Source organism: Kitasatospora sp. SC0581 (assembly GCF_048159585.1).
In the GTDB taxonomy this organism is placed as follows: domain Bacteria; phylum Actinomycetota; class Actinomycetes; order Streptomycetales; family Streptomycetaceae; genus Kitasatospora.
The window spans coordinates 22,474-39,048 of record NZ_JBLRWA010000007.1 but is presented as its reverse complement, the minus strand read 5'-3'; the positions used below and the strand labels follow the sequence as shown (position 1 = coordinate 39,048).

The 16,575-nt window shown below is 73.5% G+C and carries 16 protein-coding genes; 3 read left to right on the top strand and 13 right to left on the bottom strand.

Annotation, left to right across the window (positions count from 1 at the left end; genetic code table 11):
• Positions 1 to 45: 45 nt before the first annotated feature.
• The 3 genes from ACLWS4_RS14235 to ACLWS4_RS14225 form a co-directional block, all read right to left on the bottom strand.
• On the bottom strand, positions 46 to 810 hold the full coding sequence (locus ACLWS4_RS14235) for a GPR1/FUN34/YaaH family transporter (RefSeq protein WP_416874286.1): 765 nt from the start codon (positions 808 to 810) through the stop codon (positions 46 to 48).
• Positions 811 to 991: 181 nt separating this feature from the next.
• Positions 992 to 1,474 carry a DoxX family protein gene (locus ACLWS4_RS14230; RefSeq protein WP_380462156.1) on the bottom strand — a complete coding sequence of 161 codons (483 nt, stop codon included), beginning with the start codon at positions 1,472 to 1,474 and terminating at the stop codon, positions 992 to 994.
• A gap of 29 nt (positions 1,475 to 1,503) precedes the next feature.
• Positions 1,504 to 2,166 (bottom strand): hydrolase, encoded by a 663-nt coding sequence (locus tag ACLWS4_RS14225; protein WP_388045119.1) that lies wholly within the window; start codon positions 2,164 to 2,166, stop codon positions 1,504 to 1,506.
• 475 nt (positions 2,167 to 2,641) lie between these two features.
• On the opposite strand from ACLWS4_RS14225, the gene ACLWS4_RS14220 reads away from it, so the two are divergent.
• The 3 genes from ACLWS4_RS14220 (at position 2,642) to ACLWS4_RS14210 (ending at position 6,497) form a co-directional block, all read left to right on the top strand.
• Complete coding sequence (locus tag ACLWS4_RS14220) at positions 2,642 to 4,522, top strand: amidohydrolase (RefSeq protein WP_416874376.1); 1,881 nt, start codon at positions 2,642 to 2,644, stop codon at positions 4,520 to 4,522.
• 114 nt (positions 4,523 to 4,636) lie between these two features.
• Positions 4,637 to 5,338, top strand: coding sequence for a YoaK family protein (locus ACLWS4_RS14215; RefSeq protein ID WP_388045120.1), 702 nt, complete (start codon positions 4,637 to 4,639; stop codon positions 5,336 to 5,338).
• Between the two features lie 181 nt (positions 5,339 to 5,519).
• Positions 5,520 to 6,497: a helix-turn-helix domain-containing protein gene (locus tag ACLWS4_RS14210; protein WP_049656999.1), complete on the top strand. Its 978-nt coding sequence runs from the start codon at positions 5,520 to 5,522 to the stop codon at positions 6,495 to 6,497.
• Positions 6,498 to 6,561: 64 nt separating this feature from the next.
• On the opposite strand, the gene ACLWS4_RS14205 is transcribed toward ACLWS4_RS14210, so the two are convergent.
• The 10 genes from ACLWS4_RS14205 to ACLWS4_RS14160 form a co-directional block, all read right to left on the bottom strand.
• The gene (locus ACLWS4_RS14205; RefSeq protein WP_416874285.1) at positions 6,562 to 7,521 is read right to left on the bottom strand and encodes an aldo/keto reductase; all 960 of its coding nucleotides are present in this window, start codon (positions 7,519 to 7,521) and stop codon (positions 6,562 to 6,564) included.
• A complete protein-coding gene (locus ACLWS4_RS14200) occupies positions 7,496 to 8,554 on the bottom strand; it encodes a lysylphosphatidylglycerol synthase domain-containing protein (RefSeq protein WP_416874284.1) in 1,059 nt (352 codons plus the stop codon). Before ACLWS4_RS14200 ends, ACLWS4_RS14205 begins: the two co-directional genes overlap by 26 nt.
• Positions 8,551 to 9,570: a glycosyltransferase family 2 protein gene (locus ACLWS4_RS14195; protein ID WP_117487062.1), complete on the bottom strand. Its 1,020-nt coding sequence runs from the start codon at positions 9,568 to 9,570 to the stop codon at positions 8,551 to 8,553. Before ACLWS4_RS14195 ends, ACLWS4_RS14200 begins: the two co-directional genes overlap by 4 nt.
• Positions 9,563 to 10,726 (bottom strand): endonuclease/exonuclease/phosphatase family protein, encoded by a 1,164-nt coding sequence (locus ACLWS4_RS14190; RefSeq protein ID WP_079272117.1) that lies wholly within the window; start codon positions 10,724 to 10,726, stop codon positions 9,563 to 9,565. The genes ACLWS4_RS14195 and ACLWS4_RS14190 overlap by 8 nt, the downstream gene beginning before the upstream one ends.
• Entirely contained in the window at positions 10,720 to 11,739 is a 1,020-nt protein-coding gene (locus ACLWS4_RS14185) for a decaprenyl-phosphate phosphoribosyltransferase (RefSeq protein WP_375877123.1), read from the bottom strand. Before ACLWS4_RS14185 ends, ACLWS4_RS14190 begins: the two co-directional genes overlap by 7 nt.
• 20 nt (positions 11,740 to 11,759) lie before the next feature.
• On the bottom strand, positions 11,760 to 12,857 hold the full coding sequence (locus ACLWS4_RS14180) for an NAD-dependent epimerase/dehydratase family protein (RefSeq protein ID WP_416874283.1): 1,098 nt from the start codon (positions 12,855 to 12,857) through the stop codon (positions 11,760 to 11,762).
• The gene (locus ACLWS4_RS14175) at positions 12,854 to 13,924 is read right to left on the bottom strand and encodes a glycosyltransferase family 2 protein (RefSeq protein ID WP_416874282.1); all 1,071 of its coding nucleotides are present in this window, start codon (positions 13,922 to 13,924) and stop codon (positions 12,854 to 12,856) included. Before ACLWS4_RS14175 ends, ACLWS4_RS14180 begins: the two co-directional genes overlap by 4 nt.
• Positions 13,925 to 13,935: 11 nt before the next feature.
• The gene (locus ACLWS4_RS14170; protein WP_416874281.1) at positions 13,936 to 15,576 is read right to left on the bottom strand and encodes a Rieske 2Fe-2S domain-containing protein; all 1,641 of its coding nucleotides are present in this window, start codon (positions 15,574 to 15,576) and stop codon (positions 13,936 to 13,938) included.
• Between the two features lie 183 nt (positions 15,577 to 15,759).
• Complete coding sequence (locus ACLWS4_RS14165; RefSeq protein WP_074002493.1) at positions 15,760 to 16,077, bottom strand: hypothetical protein; 318 nt, start codon at positions 16,075 to 16,077, stop codon at positions 15,760 to 15,762.
• A 34-nt stretch (positions 16,078 to 16,111) separates the two neighbouring features.
• On the bottom strand, positions 16,112 to 16,252 hold the full coding sequence (locus ACLWS4_RS14160; protein WP_158077701.1) for a hypothetical protein: 141 nt from the start codon (positions 16,250 to 16,252) through the stop codon (positions 16,112 to 16,114).
• Positions 16,253 to 16,575: the final 323 nt, after the last annotated feature.

Sequence of the window (16,575 nt, the reverse complement as noted above, 5' to 3'; positions counted from 1 at the left end):
AATCGCGTTCCGCCGGCGGATCCGGGCGGTCGGACGGGCCGCCGGCTACAGGGTCCGGCGCACACCCGCCTGCTGTTCCAGCCGGTTCAGCTGGTCGGCCAGTCCCGCGTGCATGGCGTCCCGCACGGGACCGCTGCGTCCGATCCACAGGGCCTCCCGGCCGCGAAGCTCCTCCAGCATCAGGGCGTAGGCGGCGTACATCGCGACCGCCGCGAGGAGCAGGCCGAGTGCCCCGGCGGCGTGGCCCAGCCAGGCCGCGCCCGAGAGGCCGTAGACGCCGGCGACGAAGTAGCGCGGCACGGCGACCAGCAGGAGCAGCCACAGCACCTTCTTCGGCTTGGCCACCGATGCCATCAGCGCGGCGAAGATTGTGAACACCAGGTTCATCACGCCGAGCACCTGCGCCCCGCCGTGGGCGTCCGTCGACGTGACCAGGCCGTTGGCCAGCCAGGCGCCGGCGAATCCGCCCATCAGCGTCGCCGCGATGACGTCACGCGCGCCGAACGCGAGGATGCTGACCAGGAGTTGGAGCACGAAGGCGGAGAAGACCGTGAGCGCCACGGCCTGCCGGTTCGCGCCGTCGATCAGACCGAGCTGGAGGCTGCTGGTCACGACGGAGGAGATGGCCACCGTGAAGAAGCCCAGGGGCATCGGCGAGGCGATGGGCCGCAGGGTGATCCGTGTCATCGCGTGCACGTCCGGCTCGGCTCCGGTGCCGGCCACCGCCTCCGTGCCCGTGGGCGTCTCGATCCCGGCCACCGTCGGGTCCGGTTCGCGCACCCGCTCGTCTTCTCTCGACGCCACCACCATGATTTCGCTCCTTGCTCTCGGTACTTCGTGTCCTCGGGGCGACAACCGCCTCGGCGGCCGCCCGTTTGCTCTGTGACTTCGGCTGCGACGTCCGCCTCAGCCGCGCGTCGGTGTACCCGGCGGTCCCGGGCCCCTGGGCGGTTGCGCCGCCAGGGGCCCGGGACCGCCGGTCGCGGCCGCCTCAGGCGCGGTGCAGGGCGAGCCGGGTGGCCAGGCCGCCGCCCACCCCGGCGACCACGGCCGCGGGCAGCCACCACAGCGGCCAGTGCGCCAGGCCGAGGGCGCCGTCGACCGACCACTGGCCGGGGCCGGTCGCGGTCAGCGCCGCGCCGATGACGATCAGGACGAACGGGAACTCGTACCCGTCGTGCTGCACCCACAGCCCGTGCGGCCACTTGACCGTCAGGGCGACCGTCATCACGCCCATGAGGCCCGCGCCGGCCAGCGGGGTGAGCAGACCGGCGGCCAGCATCAGTCCGGCCCCGATCTGGGTGCCGCCGGCGGACAGCGCGGTGAGCTTGCCGCCGCGGAAGCCGTCGCCCCGGAACTCGGCGCTGCCGCCTTCCAGGCCGCCGCCACCGAGGTGGAAGCTGATCTTCTGGACGCCGTGGCCCGCGATCAGCAGGCCGGCGACCAGGCGCAGCAGGAGAAGGCCGGTGTTCATGTCGGACTCCGTTGGTTCGGTGCGGTCCGTCAGCCGGCGGCGTGCGGGTCGATCATGGAGTGGGCGTAGACCAGGCCCAGGCCGTAGGCCCCGCCGTGCTCCATGACCAGCTCGGTCACCGGGACGTAGGTCTCGGCGCGGGCCCAGTCGCGCTGGAGCTCCAGCAGGACCTGGATCCAGGTGACGGGCACGGCGCCGGCGGCGGTCATCCGCTGCAGGGCGTGCTCGTGGGCCAGCGGGCTGACGCCGCCGGAGGCATCGGCGACGACGTAGACCTCGTAGCCCTGGCCCAGCGCGGAGAGGGCCGGCAGGACGAGGCAGACCTCGGTCCACAGGCCGGACAGGATGATCTTGGTGCGGCCGGTGGCCTTGACCGCCTCGACCAGGGCCTCGTCCTCCCAGGCGTTCATGCTGGTGCGGTCGATGATCTCCTGGTCGGGGAACACCGCCTTGAGCTGCGGGAGGATCGGGCCGGAGAAGGACTCGGCGGCGACGGTGGACAGCACCGTCGGAACGCCGAAGATCTTCGCGGCCTTCGCCAGGCCGACCGTGGCGTTGATGATCGCGGTGCGGTCGCCGCTGCCGGTGCCGAAGAACATCTGCGGCTGGTGGTCGACGAACAGCATCATCGCGTTGTCGGGGGTGAGCAGGTCGGGGCTCGGGGCGGCGTGGACGTTGGCGAAGTCGACCATGGGTCTCCTCTTTCCTTGTGAGCAAAGAAAATTGACGCTGCATCAGGCATCTGCCCGGACTGCCGGGGTGCCTCGTCCAACGACGCTAGTGCGGGCCGCCCCCGGTGTTCTGCCCGCTGTGCGCCCGGGACTGTCCTGACAACGCACGACGGGCCGAGGCGAGCCGGTCGAGCGCCTCAGTGCGCTGCGGGGCCACTGGTCATGCGCTGCGGAAGTCCTTCGCGCACCGTCGGCTGCCTAGGTTTCGCCGGGTGGCCCCGTCGGGCCGCGAGCAGCCAGCGGAAAGGCGGCAGCCCATGCAGTTCGGGATGTTCAGCGTCGGCCACGTGACAGTCGACCCGACCGCGGGACGGGCGCCGACCGAGCACGAGCGCCCGGCAGTGACTCCCTCCGCGCTCGGATTCCACTGACCCCGCGCACACCCGCAACCCCCACCACCGAACACCACCCAACGAAGGGACCTCCCTTGTCCACCATGCCCGTCGCCGGAATCCGCCCCGGCGCTCCCGAGCAGCCCGCCGACCTCGTGGTCCGCAACGCCAAGGTGCACACCAACGACCCGCGCCGCCCGCAGGCCACCGCCGTGGCCGTCCGGGACGGACTGATCCAGGCGGTCGGCGACGACGCGGACGTCGCTCCGCTGGTCGGCCCCGGTACCCGGGTGGTCGACGCGCTCGGCCGTCGGGCCGTCCCCGGCCTCAACGACGCGCACCTGCACGTCATCCGCGGCGGCCTCAACTACGTGCTGGAGCTGCGCTGGGACGGCGTCCCGACGCTGCGCGAGGCGCTCGCCATGCTCCGACTGCAGGCCGAGCGCACCCCGCCCGGCCAGTGGGTGCGGGTGGTCGGCGGATGGTCCGCAGACCAGTTCGCCGAGCGTCGGCTGCCCACCCTGGGGGAGCTCAACGCGGCGGCACCCGACACCCCCGTCTTCGTGCTGCACCTCTACCAGTCGGCGCTGCTCAACCGTGCCGCGCTGCGCGCCGCGGGCTTCACCCGGGACACCCCGGACCCGACCGGCGGCCAGATCGTGCGCGGCCACGACGGAGAACCGACCGGCCTGCTGATCGCCGCCCCGGGCGCCCTGCTGCTCTACTCCACCCTGGCGAAGGCCCCGACGTTGGACGAGGCCGACCGGATCGGCTCCACCCGGCACTTCCTGCGCGAGCTGAACCGCTTCGGCCTCACCTCCGCGATCGACGCCGCCGGCGGCTTCCAGAGCTTCCCCGAGAACTACGGCACCGTCATGGAACTCGCCCGTCGGGGCGAACTGAGCCTGCGCATCGCCTACCACCTCTTCCCGCAGACCGCCGGGCAGGAGCTGGACGACCTCACCCGCTGGGTCAACACCGTGCGCCCGGGGGAGGGTGACGCCTGGCTGCGCCTCAACGGAGCGGGGGAGAACCTCACCTGGGCCGCCGCCGACTTCGAGAACTTTACCGAACCAAGGCCACAACTCGGCTCCTACGAGACGGAGTTCGAGAAGGCTGTCCGGCTGCTGACGGAGCACGGCTGGGGCTTCCGGCTGCACGCCACCTACGACGAGACGATCCGCCGCGACCTCGCGGTCTTCGAGAAGCTCGCCGCCGAGGGCCTCTTCCCGCAGGGCGGCCGCTGGCTCTTCGACCACGCGGAGACCGTCAGCCCGGACAGCCTCGACCGGATCGCGGCCCTGGGCGGCGCGATCTCGGTGCAGAACCGCCTCTCCTTCCAGGGTGAGGCCTTCGTCTCCCGCTACGGGGCCCCCGCCGCCGCCGAGGCGCCGCCACTGCGCGCCATGCTGGACCGCGGCCTCACCGTCGCCGCGGGCACCGACGCCACCCGGGTCTCCTCCTACAACCCCTGGGTCTCCCTGCACTGGCTGGTCTCCGGCCGGGCCGTCTCCGGGCGGCGCCTCGCGGCCGAGCACAACCGGCTCAGCCGCGAACAGGCCCTGGAGCTCTACACCCTCGGCGGGGCCCGCCTCACCGGTGAGGAAGAGGTCAAGGGCCGTCTGACGGTGGGGAGCTACGCCGACCTCGCGCTGCTCAGCGCCGACTACTTCACCGTGCCCGAGGCCGACATCCCGCACATCGAGTCCGTCCTCACCGTGGTCGGCGGGCGGATCGTCCACGCCGCCGCGGAACACCAGGGCCTGGCCCCCGGCCTGCCCGCGGTGACGCCCTCCTGGAGCCCGGTCACCCGCTTCGGCGGCTACCACGCCACCCCCGCCCCCGGCCTGGCCGCCGGGGTCCGCCAGGCCGAAGGCGTGCTGGAGGCCGTGGCCGCCTCCGGCGAGCAGCACGCCTGGCGCGCGGCGCGCGGCCTCGCGCTGCCCGGACAGGCGCAGGTGCCGCTGGATCCCTGCTTCTTCTGATCAGGAGCCGGACCAGCCCGGGGGCACCGCCGGAGCGCGGCGGTGTCCCCGGCCGCTTGTCCCCGGCCGCTTGTCCCCGCCCGTCATCCCCCCCCGCCGGACCGAGGAGCCGTCGTGACCACGCCCGCAGCCGATTCCCGCACCACCACCCCACCACCCGGACCACAGATCCACGACCGCCACCCGCTCGCCCTGGCCCTCTTCGGCCTCACCCTGGTCAGCGGTCTCATCGACGCCGTCAGCTACCTCGGCCTCGGCCACGTCTTCACGGCGAACATGACCGGCAACGTCGTCGTCATCGCCTTCGCCCTCGCCGGAGCGCCCGGCTTCTCCGTGACCGGTTCCCTGACCTCCCTCGCCGCCTTCCTCCTCGGCGCCCTCCTGGCCGGTCGGCTCGCCACCCGGCCCCCCGGACCCCGGCGCGCTGCCCGGCTGGGCACGGTCTTCGCCCTGGAAGCCGCGCTCTACGGCGTCGCCGCCGCCGTCGTCTTCGTCCGGGGCACGGACGGGCCCGCGCAGTACGTCGTGATCGCCCTGCTCGCCCTGGCGATGGGCATCCGCAACGGCACCGTCCGCAGCCTCGGCGTGCCGGACCTCACCACCACCGTGCTGACCCTCACCCTGACCGGTCTGGCCGCCGATTCCCGCCTCGCCGGGGGCGCCGCCGCCCGCCAGCGCAGGAAGATCCTCTCCGTCGTCACCATGCTCGCCGGCGCCGCCCCCGGAGCCGTCCTCGTCCTGCACGGACAGACCGCCTGGGCGCTGGTCGCCAGCGCCGTCCTCGCCGGCGGCACCCTGCTGGTCCACCGCGACTGATGCCGTGAACCCACGGGCGGCCGTGCCCACGCCCCTGAGGGGTGCTCCTCGGGGGCGTGGGGCGGTGGCCGGGTTCCCGGGGCGGGGCGGTGGGCATCCGAGAAATATTGGTATAGACCTAGTCGGCTAGCTGGCTTAGCCTCCCTGTGGTGACGAGCGGGACCATACGGGGGTATCTGCTGTGCTTGAGGTGCTGGGCATCGAACCGTCGGCGGAGGCGGTGTACCGGCTGATCGTGGAGGAGCCGGGGTTCCGGGTCGTCGACATGGCCGAGCGGTTGGGGTGGAGTGAGGAACGGGTGCGGGTCGCGTTGAACCGGTTGGCCGAGCTGGACCTGGTGAACCTGGAGGACGGCTGCCGGGACGCGGTGCCGTTCAACCCGGACGTCGGGTTCGGGTTCCTGCTCTCGCGGGCGACCGCGGACCTCAGCCGGCGCCAGCGGCAGATCGAGTCCGCCGAGCAGGCGGTGACGGCGCTGAGCGCCCGGTTCAACGCCAACCGGGCCTCGCGGTACGAGGTCATCCACCGGCTGGAGGGGCTGGACATGGTCCGCAAGCGGCTGGAGGACCTGGCCTCCACCGCCGAGCGCGAGTGCCTGTCGCTGCTGCCCGGCGGCGCCCAGCTGCCGGACACCATGGACGCCAGCGAGCCGTTGGACCGGCAGGCGCTGGAACGCGGGGTGCGGATCAGGAGCGTCTACCAGGAGAGCTTCCGCAACGACCCGGCGACGCTGGAGTACGTCCGCTGGTTCACCCGGCTCGGCGGGCAGGCCTGCACGGTGCCCTTCCTGCCGCTGCTGCTGGTGGTGGTGGACCGGGAGACCGCGCTGGTGCCGATCGACCCGCAGGACGGCCGCGCGGGCGCGCTGGAGGTGCGGACCCCGGGGGTGGTGAGCGCGCTGGCCCTGCTGTTCGAGGAGTTCTGGGCGGCGGGCACGCCGTTCGGTCAGGACCCGCGCCGCAACGAGCACGATCTGACGCCCCAGGAAAGGGAGTTGCTGCTCCTGCTGAGCATCGGCTGCACCGACGAGGTGGCCTCGCGGCGGCTCGGGCTGTCGCTGCGCACGGTGCGCCGGATGAGCTCCCAGCTGATGAACCGGCTGGGCGCTCGCAGCCGGTTCGAGGCGGGGGTGCGCGCGGCCAAGGAGGGCTGGCTCTGACCGACGGGCACGGGGCCGGGGCCTGTCCCGCACGACAGGCCCCGACGGCTGGCGGGAGGTCCGGTCAGGCCGCGGTGTCCAGCCGTCGGCGCTGCTCCTCGTCGAGGACGAGGTCCAACGCGCCCAGGCTCTCCTCCAGTTGGGCGACGGAGCTGGCGCCGACCACCGGGACGGTCGGGACGGGGTGGCCGATCAGCCAGGCCAGCACCACCTGGTTGACGGTGGCGCCGGTCTCCTCGGCCACCTCCGCCAGTACGGCCAGCCGGGCCTTCGTCTCCGGCCGCTCGTACTCCGCGCGCAGCGGGCGGTCCGGGCGGCAGTACGAGCCGCCGAGCAGCGGGGAGTAGGCGAGCAGCGCCATCGAGGGCCGCGCCGCGAGGTACGAGAGCAGGGCCTCGTCGGCGTGTTTCTGGACGCCGAAGTCCGCGTCGGGCCTCGGCCGCAGGTAGCTGTGGCGCTGCTGGACGCACCGGTAGCCGGGCCAATCCCGGTCGGCGGCAAGGTCGTTGGCGTCGGCCAGCTGGGCGGCGCTGTGGTTGCTGCACCCGAGGGCGGTGACCTTGCCGTCGGCGACCAGCCCGGCGAAGGCGCCCATGGTCTCCTCGACCGGTGTGGCCGGGTCGGCCACGTGCGCGTAGTACAGGTCCAGCCGGTCGGTGCCGAGGCGGCGCAGGCTGCCCTCCGCCGCCTCCCGCACCGCGCGGGCGGACAGGCCCTCGATGTGCTCGGGGAAGGGCAGTCCGGGCACCGGGCGGGCGCCGAGCTTGGTGGCGAGCACCAGGTCGTCGCGGTTGCCGCGGCGGGCCGTCCAGCGGCCGAGCAGTTCCTCGCTCTCGTATCCGTTCGCGCCGGGCGCCCAGAAGGCGTAGTTGTTCGAGGTGTCGATGAACGTCCCACCGGCTTCCGTGAACCGGTCGAGGATCGCCGTCGCGGTCTCCTCGTCGACGGTGGTGCCGAAGGTCATCGCGCCGAGACAGAGAACGCTGGCCGACTGGCCGTCAACTCCGAGGCTGCGGTACCGCATCAGTCTTCCCTCCAGGGGGATCGGCAGTGGTGTCGCCGGGCGCGGCCGGGGCAGTGCCCCGCCGCGACCTGGTCACCAGAATCATTACCCCGGCGGTGCCCAGTTCGGCCACTGTGCAGACCAGCCGGGAGACGATCGCGGCCGCGCCGGCCGTGGAGACCGGCACGACCGTCGACAGCGACAGCACCAGGACCATCTCCCGGGCGCCCAGGCCGTCCGGGAGGACGATCGTCAGCGTGCCCGCGACGGTGGCGAGCGCGAACCCCCCGACGCAGGCCGCCAGCGAGCGGCCGGGCGGCCCGCCCAGGGCGACCACGATCAGCCACAGGTGCAGGCCGGCCGAGAACCAGGACAGCAGGGCCAGGGCGAGCGAAACCCGCACCGCGCGGGGCGAGTTGCGCCCGGACGGCGGCGGCCGGCGGAACAGCCGGGCGCCGTGCTCCACCGCCGCGCCGATCAGGCCCGGACGGACCACGAAGCAGAGCAGCACCAGGACCGGCAGGGCCAGCCACCAGGTGTTGCCGCCGAGCACGGCGGGCGCGATGCCGAGCGCGGCGAGGCAGGCGGTCAGCATGGTGATGCCCAGGCTGACCACGTAGGTGGTGACCATCCGTCCGGCCGTGGCCCCGTACTCGGCGCCCAGCTGGATGTGCGCGAGCAGCCCGAAGACCGGGGTCGGGAGGAACTTGCCGAGCAGCCCGCAGAAGAAGATCCGGGCGCTGCCGAACAGCCCGACGGGCGGCCCCAGGTCGTCCAGGACGGCCCGCCAGGACAGCAGGCCGAGCAGCAGTCCGCCGACGTTCGTCAGTACGGACAGCGCCAGCAGGGCCAGGGACCAGCCGTCCGCCATCCTGGTCACCAGGCTCCAGGCGTCGTTGCGGGCCACCGCGACCAGGCCCGCGACGCCGGCCACCAGGAGGACGGCGGTCAGCAGCCGCCGCCGGCCCCGCGGCGGGCCGGCCGGACCGCCCCCGGACGCGTCCGCTGTAACACCGTCCGTCGCGACGCCGTCCTTCGTGACACCGTCCGTCATGACGCCGGGTGCCGCGGCCGCCGGAAGCCGCGTTCGGTGAGCGCCCGTACCGCGCCCCGGGCGACGCCCGCCACCAGCGCGGTGTGCAGCAGGAAGTGGTAGCCGACGAACACCGGGTAGTACCGCAGCCCCTGGTCGCGCACCACGAACCGGGCCAGCCCCGGGTCCGCCACCGCGAACCAGGCCACGCCCAGCGCCGGGAGGACGGCCGCCTTGGGCGTGAGCAGCAGCAGCGGCAGGCTCCCCCAGGTGGCGGCGGTGGCCAGTACGCCCGGCATCCGGTTCGCCTTGAGCGCCCCGGGGCTGAAGCGGTGGGCGCCGGCGAACGCCACCAGCAGCTGCGAGCGCCGGTACTGCTCGCCGAGCAGCGCGCCCAGCCGCTCCACGTCGTCGTGCCGGCCGGTGATGCGCTCGGTCAGCAGGATCGGGTACTTCGCCGCCAGCCGCTCGCTGTACTCCACGTCCTCGGACTCCCGCAGGGTCTCGTCCAGCGGGCCGATCTCCTCGTACACCTCCCGCCGGATGGCGCACATGGCGAAGAAGACGGTGCGCACCCGGCCGGTGGCCCGCCGGCGCCACCAGTACTCGTGCAGGACGCGGTAGCGCTCGACCGGGCCGTCGTCGAACAGTGCCCGCTTGCCGACCACCCCGTGGACGCAGCCGAGGTCGGGCTGCTCCGCCAGCAGGGCCACGGCGTTCGCGACCGCGTCCGGGTCCAGCGCGATGTCGGAGTCCAGGAAGAACAGGATCTCCCCGGTGCTCTCGGCCGCCCCGCGGTTGCGGGCGACGGACACCCCGCCGTTGCGCTGGGTGATCAGCCGGACGGGGTAGCGCCGGACGATCTCCGGGGAGCGGTCCGAGCTGCCGTCGTCGACGACGAGCACCTCGTGCACGGGGTAGGTCTGCGCGAGGGCGGACTCGACGACCGCCGCGATGGTTTTCTCGTAGTTGTAGTTGGGGATGATCACCGACACCGTTGGTCGTGCGTCGGCCGTGCGTGCGTCCGGATCAGCCATGTGTGCCTCCCGTTGCGGGCCCGGTGATCCAGGCGTCCTGGCGGAGATGGTCGGATGTGCCCTCGGGGCTGCTCAGCGAGTAGCGGTGGGTCCGGGAGCCGTGTGCGGTGAACGCCCAGTCGAAGCGCCACCAGTCGTGCCAGCTGCCGGCGTCCCAGGACATCGGCAGGACCGTGTCGCCCGCGTCCGCCGCGTCCTGGGTGAGGCCGCGCAGCTCGTTGAGGTCGCCCATGCCGGCGTTGGTGTTGAAGTCGCCGGCGATGAACAGGGGGTCGGGGTTGGCCCGGACGTCCCGGACCAGCCCGTCGAACTGCTGCCGGCGCTCCCGCTGCCGGCGGTGCACGTCGGCCGGGAAGTCCTGCGGGGGCATCCCGTAGGCGACCGGCACGAGCATGTGGACGTTGTAGAAGGACATCACCGAGCCGTTGACCGCGAGGTCGGTGCGCAGCACCTTGGCCCCGGCGAAGACGCGCGACCAGTCGCCCTCCCCGCGCGCCCGCAGCTCCTGGTCCGGGCCGACCGGCGGCTGCGCCACCACGGGGAACCGGGAGAGGGTCACCAACTCGCCCCGGGTGACCACCTGGTAGCCCGGGAACTCGCGCTTCAGCCGGGCGGTGTCGTCCACCTCGCGGGCGCCGTCGGCGCCGGCCGCGTCGTCCCAGTGCAGGTACTCCTGGAGCAGGTACACGTCGGCGTTCTGGGCCTTGAGGTAGGCGTAGAACCGGTCCGGGTCCACGTCGGAGCCCCAGTACTCGGTGTTCTGCGCGACGACGTGGATCGCGCCGGGCGGCACCGTCCGGTCGGCCGTCGCCGCGGCCAGCGTCAGCCCCGACTGGTCCAGCCCGACGGCGAGCGAGAGCACGCCCATGACGGCGGGCCAGCGCACCCGGCCGCGGCCGCGGCGCAGCCGGAGGGCGAGGGCGGCCAGCAGCACCAGCAGCGGGACGCCGAGCAGGACCGGGGGCGGGGCGGCCCCGGGGACGACCCAGAACCAGGCCCGGCCGGTCAGGGCCTCCTGGAGCGCGCAGAACAGCAACCACCCCGCGCTCACCGCGGCCAGCAGCCGGACCGGCCAGGTGGCGGCCCGGTCGGCGAGGAACCAGGACCGCCGGGGCCGGGGGAGCGCGAAGCGCCCGGGCTGAGGGGCCGTCACCATGACTGCACCGCCAGCAGGAGTCCGAAGCCGGTCAGCCACAGTCCGCCGACGGCGAGCATGGTCCGGTCCGTGAAGAGGGTCCGGGTCGGTTCGCCGCCGCCCTCGCTGACCAGCAGGATCTGCAGGTAGCGGGCGATCGCGAAGACCGCCAGCGGGGTGGAGAGCAGGATCCGCAGCTGGCGCATGCCGCCGGCCGCGGCGTCGCTCTGCAGGAAGGACACGTAGGCGAGCACGGTCACCGAGGCGGCGAAGGTGACCATGCTGTTCAGGAACGGGACGGAGTAGGCGCGCAGGGCCGGCCGGTGCAGCTCCGAGGGCCCGCCCTGCACCGAGGTCAGCTCGTGCCGGCGCTTGCCGAAGCCGAGCAGGATGCAGACCGAGAAGACGCAGAGCAGGAACCAGGAGGAGATCGGGACGGAGGCCGCCATCGCGCCGGCGCAGACCCGCAGCACGAAGCCGGTGGCGATGACGAAGACGTCGACCACCGAGACGTGCTTGAGGACGAAGCTGTACAGGATGTTGGTGACCGCGTAGACGAGCACGGGGACGGCGGCGGCCCCCGCGGCCGCCGAGCCGGCCAGCAGGGCGAGGTAGAGGACGGCGCCGAGCACGATGGCGACCGGGACCGGGACGGCCCCGGAGGCGATCGGGCGGTGGCGTTTGACCGGGTGGCGGCGGTCCCGCTCCCGGTCGGCGAGGTCGTTGACGACGTAGGTGGCCGAGGACGCGAGGACGAACAGGACCAGGACGGGCAGGGCGTCGGCGACGGCCGGCCACGGCGAGGCGCCGGACGCCAGCAGGGGCAGTACCAGGACGACCGCGTTCTTCGGCCACTGGAACGGTCTGACCAGCCGGAGCAGGCCGCGCACCAGCGAGCCGCGCCGGGGCTCCCCGGGCAGCCCGGACCCGCCGGGCTCCTCGGGCAGGTCGGCGGGCGGGGGGCCGGTGGCCCCGTCGGGCGGATGCACCGGTGGGCCGACGAGGCCCTTGCGGTACTCGCTCGCAGTACTCACTTCCGTTCCCTTCGCTGCTGTCAGAAGAGGACCTTGACCGTGCGCAGGGCACCCTCGCGCCAGCGGTCGGAGTGCGTCCGGCCGGTGGTGCCGGCCACGGCGGACCGGTTCGCGCGGTACCAGGTGAAGCTGCGCTCGATGGCGGTCGCGTTGGAGTGGCGGGGGGTGAAACCGAGCACCTCGCGGGCGTCGGTGATGTCGACGCAGGAGTCCCGGGTGAGCTTCTGGACGAGGCGTCCGTAGACCGGGGACAGCCGCAGCGCGGCCAGCGTCCGCAGGGCGGCCTTCGCCGGGCCGAGCGGCAGCGGGACGACCCGCTTGCCGTGGCCGGCGAGGTCCAGGACGACCTGGCAGTCCTCGCGGAACGAGCCGTACTCGGCCGCGCCGACGTTGAACTCCCGGTTGACCCGCTCGCCCGGCAGGGTCAGCACCGCGGTCACCAGGTCGCAGAGGTCCTCGACGTCCAGCATCTGGTTGAGGGTGTGGCCGCCGCCGAGGACGGGGAAGCCCCGGCCGTCCAGCGCCCAGTCGAAGAGCATCGCGAAGACGCCCAGCCGGCCCGGGCCGATGAAGGTCTTCGGGCGCAGGACGGGCACGCACATGCCCCGGTCGCGGTAGTCGGCGCACAGCCGCTCGGCCGCGATCTTCGCGGCGTTGTACGGGTCGACCGGGACCAGCGGGTGGGTCTCCGGGGTCGGCGTGCGCTCCGGCAGGCCGTACACCGCGGTGGAGGAGATGTGCAGCACCCGGTCGGTCCCGGCCCGCCGGGCGGCGTCCAGGACGGTGCGGGTGCCGTCGACGTCCACCGAGCGGATCTCGGCCGCCGGGTGGCTCGGCAGGGCGGCGGCGCCGTGCACCACCACGTCGGCCTCGGCCGCCAGCCGGCCGAGCAGGGTGCGGTCCCGGACGTCGCCGACCACCGCCTCCACGGAGGGCAGGGCGGCGAGTCCGGGCGGCAGCGGGCGGCGGTCGAGGGCGACCACCCGGTGGACGGGCGAGCTGCCGAGCCGTCGGACCAGGGCGCTGCCGAGGAAGCCGGCCGCGCCGGTGAGCAGTACGCGCTGGGGGCGGGCGGTGGAGCGGGGGCCTTCGGCGGCCCTGGGGCTGTCGGTGGTCACGGGCGGCCTGCCGGCGGGGTGGTCGGGCCGGGGGCACCGGCGAGCGGCGGACGGGCGGCGCCCGCCGGCGGCTCCTGGCGCCGGTACAGCCGCCGGAACCGCGGGCTCAGCAGCCACTGGCCGGCCCCGACCGCCGCGCCCGCCGTCACCGCGGTGCCCGCCGCGAAGTGCAGGGCGGTGTACGCGACCGCCGTCGGGACCCCGCGCTCGCGGACCAGGAAGGCGTGGAAGCCGCGGTCGGCGAGCACCGCGCCGGCCGCCAGGGCGGCGGTGGCCGGCAGCGTCCGGCGGGACACCAGGGCCAGCGGCAGCGAGGCTACCGCGCCGGCCGCGGCGAGCGCGGCGACGGCCCGGGAGCGGGTCTCGAACCCGCGCATGAAGCCCCGGTGGTCCACGTAGAGCGGCACCCGCAGGCGCGCCCGGCGGAACAGCTTGCGGACCAGCCCGGACAGCTGCTCCTCGTCGTTGTGCCGCCCGACCACCGCGGAGCTGAGCTCGATCCGGTGGGTGGCCGACAGCCGTACGCCGAAGTCGATCTCCTCGGTCTGGCGCAGGGCCGGGTTGAGCCCGCCGGAGTCCAGGAACAGCGACCGGCGGATGGCCGCCAGGGCCGAGAACCAGGGGGTGACGGTGCCCTCGGAGCTGATCCGCCAGTAGTACGACTGGAGGATCCGGTAGTCCCCGACCCGGGTGGTCGGCAGCAGCGGCTCCTTGGCGGTGATGCCGCACACCGACCCGGTCTCCGGGTCGGCGGCGAGGCGCTCCACCGCGGCGGCGACCGAGGTCGGGGAGAGGCCGACGTCGGCGTCCAGGAAGAACACGATCTCGCCGCGGGCCTCCCGGGCACCGCGGTTGCGGGTCTCGGCGGGCCCCGCGTTGCGCTTTTGGCGGACCAGTCGGCACGGGTACTTCTCCGCCACCAGGGCGGAGTCGTCGGTGCTGGCGTCGTCGACCACGACGATCTCGAGGTTGGGGTAGGTCTGGGCGGTCACCGCGTCCAGGCAGGCGGGCAGTGTGCGGGCGTCGTTGTAGAGCGGGATGACCACCGACACCAGGGGAAGGGTCATGTCTGTCCTGTTCAGGCCGCGGGGATCTCGGGCAGGTCCGGGTCATCGTCGGACGGGTTGACCCGCGCCTCGCTGATGATCTTCCGGTCGTCACTGGTCAGGCAGCGGCCGGTGGCCAGGTCGAACTCCCAGTCGTGCAGGCGGCAGGTGAGGATGCCGTCCCGGTGGGAGCCGAACCGGACCAGGTCCGCCTTGAGGTGGGGGCAGAGCCGCTGGACGACGTGGTCGCCGGCCCGGGCGCGCTCCTCGGTCTGGCTCAACTCCGCGTAGTAGCCCTCGACATAGGCCATCCGCTCGGTCGAGAGAGAGGCGAAGAAGGTGGTCACGAACTCGTTGAAAGGTCCCTTGCGGGCGGCCTTGAAGCGGCAGGACAGGAACAGCTCGTTCGCCCAGTCGGGGCAGCGCTCGGCGACCATCCGCTCCACCAGCGGCCGGGGCAGCTCGAAGCGGTAGCGGCACTCCTCGCCCGCCCAGCGGGCCACCCGGCGGTCCAGGAAGTCGAACAGGATCTGCTCGGCGGGTGCGGCCCCGGCTCCGGTCCCGCCGTCGGCCCCCTCCTCGGCTCCGGTCGCGTCCGGGGTGTCCACCACCTCGACCAGGACCCGGCCGTTGATGCCCTCGCAGGTGCGGTCGGCGTACTGCAGCAGCGGCTCCACCCACTCCCGCAGGCCGGCCAGCAGGTCGGTGCGGGTGGTCGGCCAGCCGGCCTTCTCCGCGCGGATCCGGTCGGCCCGGCGGGCCTGGTACTCGCGCAGGTAGCCGGTGCGGTCGTCGCGGATCCGGGCGACCGTCCGCTCGTCGACCTGCTCCAGCCGGCAGCTGCGGTCCGGGCCCAACTCGGCCACGGTGCCCGGCAGGAGGAGGTGGGTGTTGGTCACCCCGCGCTCGCGGAGGAAGTCGAGGAAGACCCACTGGTCGGGGAAGATGTTGGCGTCGTCGCCGTCCAGGTCGTTGAGGTGGAAGAGCTCCTCGTCCAGGAAGCAGGGCGGCCCGGCGAACGGGAAGACGTGCTCGGCGCCGTACTGCTCGACGTAGTTCAGGGCGCGGGCCATGCCGTTGCGGCGCTTGCGGCGGCCGACGGTCTGCTTCATCCGGGCGGGGAAGTCGTACACCATCGGGTACCAGATCGCCCCGGAGTACTGGAGGAAGTGCCCGGCGAGCGGCCCGAAGGACCTGATCCGGGGCTCGTCGACCGGGCGGGCGTCGTTCTGGTTGAGGATCCGGGTGCCGTTGTCGTCGATGAGGATAGCGGAGTCGCCGATCGGGCCGTCGGTCGGCGAGGTGAGCGCGTTGACCATCACCTGGACGCCGCCGTCCAGTTGCGTCGGTTCGAGGTCCCGGGTCTGGACGAAGTGGCGGAAGCCGAGGTCCTCCAGGGACGTCCGCAGGTCGCGGACCGGGTAGTCCGGCAGCAGCACCACGGTGTCCTTGGACATCCGGGTCCGCAGCCACTCGGCGTCGAAGTGGTCGTGGTGGAGGTGGGAGACGTACAGGTACTCCGCGGTGTGCAGTTGGGCGGTGTCCATCGCCTCGTTGTCGGGGAACGGGAACCACGAGGCGAAGAACGCCGGATTGAACCAGGGGTCGCAGAGGATGCGCCCGGCACTGGTCTCCACGAGCAGGCCGGCGTGGCCGACGGATGTGATGCGCATGAGTCTCCAATGGCGGTCGAGCGACTTCAGGAGGAGGCGGCCGGGGAGAGGCAACGGCCGTGGGGGGAGCCACCGTTGGGGGAGCGGCCGCGGTGCCGTCCGGGCGGGCGTCAGTGGCCGTCCGTGGGCCCTGTCGGCGGTCGTGGACGGGCGTGAGTGGCCGTGAGCGGTCGTCAGCGGCCGTCAGTGGGTGTCGCGCCGCGGGCCGGCGGGCCGGTCGAGCACGTTGAAGTCCGCGACGGCGAACCGGGCGAGCGCCGTCGGGCCGGCGACGGCCCGGTGGGCGATCGCGATGGCGCGGCCGACGGCGTCGGTCAGGTCGCAGCCGGCGAGGTAGAAGGTCAACCGGACACCCCGGGGGGTGATGTGGACGTGGAGGTGCTCGACGCCGTCGCGGGCGGACGTGACGCTGTCCAGGGCCGAGAGCACGGCCCCGACGGTCGGCCGGGCGCCCGCCGACCCGCCTGTCGCGGCGGTCAGCAGCACGCCGACGAGGTGCACCGGAAGTCCTGGGAGCTCTGGGGGAACCGGCCGGTCAGCCCCAGGAGAAGCCGCTGCCCACCGCGGCCGGGAAGGCCTGCGGGAGCGGGCGGAAGGGAAGCGGGGCGACCGGCGCGGTGGTGAGCCCGGTCGTCGTCCGGCGTACGGGGCCGCGGGAACGCGCGGAGGTGAACATGGGGAAGTCCTCCGAATCCTGGGGGGTTTCGGGCCGCTCTCGTTCGTCCGCGGCCTCGGTGGTCCCAAGATTCGCACGGGCCCCGGCGCGCTCACACGGGTTCAGGGTGACACCAAACGCGTGGCAGCTTCGGGCCAGGAAGGGGACGTCGCGCCGACCCCGGATGAGCTGCGCGGCAGTCGACTTGGCAGGTTTCGGTCAGGCGGAAGGTGTCAGCCCGCCGCCGTCCCGCGTTCCGCGATGCGGACAGCCGGCGGCCGCCCCCGGGAGGGAATACGTGCAGGTCCCTCGCGTGGACGGCTCGGTCTCGCGAGGGACCTGAG

Bases quoted from the DNA above. Each gene is read 5' to 3' on its own strand.
- ACLWS4_RS14235 (WP_416874286.1), bottom strand. From the start codon at position 810: ATGGTGGTGGCGTCGAGAGAAGACGAGCGGGTGCGCGAACCGGACCCG.
- ACLWS4_RS14230 (WP_380462156.1), bottom strand. From the start codon at position 1,474: ATGAACACCGGCCTTCTCCTGCTGCGCCTGGTCGCCGGCCTGCTGATC.
- ACLWS4_RS14225 (WP_388045119.1), bottom strand. From the start codon at position 2,166: ATGGTCGACTTCGCCAACGTCCACGCCGCCCCGAGCCCCGACCTGCTC.
- ACLWS4_RS14220 (WP_416874376.1), top strand. From the start codon at position 2,642: ATGCCCGTCGCCGGAATCCGCCCCGGCGCTCCCGAGCAGCCCGCCGAC.
- ACLWS4_RS14205 (WP_416874285.1), bottom strand. From the start codon at position 7,521: ATGCGGTACCGCAGCCTCGGAGTTGACGGCCAGTCGGCCAGCGTTCTC.
- ACLWS4_RS14200 (WP_416874284.1), bottom strand. From the start codon at position 8,554: ATGACGGACGGTGTCACGAAGGACGGCGTCGCGACGGACGGTGTTACA.
- ACLWS4_RS14195 (WP_117487062.1), bottom strand. From the start codon at position 9,570: ATGGCTGATCCGGACGCACGCACGGCCGACGCACGACCAACGGTGTCG.
- ACLWS4_RS14190 (WP_079272117.1), bottom strand. From the start codon at position 10,726: ATGGTGACGGCCCCTCAGCCCGGGCGCTTCGCGCTCCCCCGGCCCCGG.
- ACLWS4_RS14175 (WP_416874282.1), bottom strand. From the start codon at position 13,924: ATGACCCTTCCCCTGGTGTCGGTGGTCATCCCGCTCTACAACGACGCC.
- ACLWS4_RS14170 (WP_416874281.1), bottom strand. From the start codon at position 15,576: ATGCGCATCACATCCGTCGGCCACGCCGGCCTGCTCGTGGAGACCAGT.
- ACLWS4_RS14160 (WP_158077701.1), bottom strand. From the start codon at position 16,252: ATGTTCACCTCCGCGCGTTCCCGCGGCCCCGTACGCCGGACGACGACC.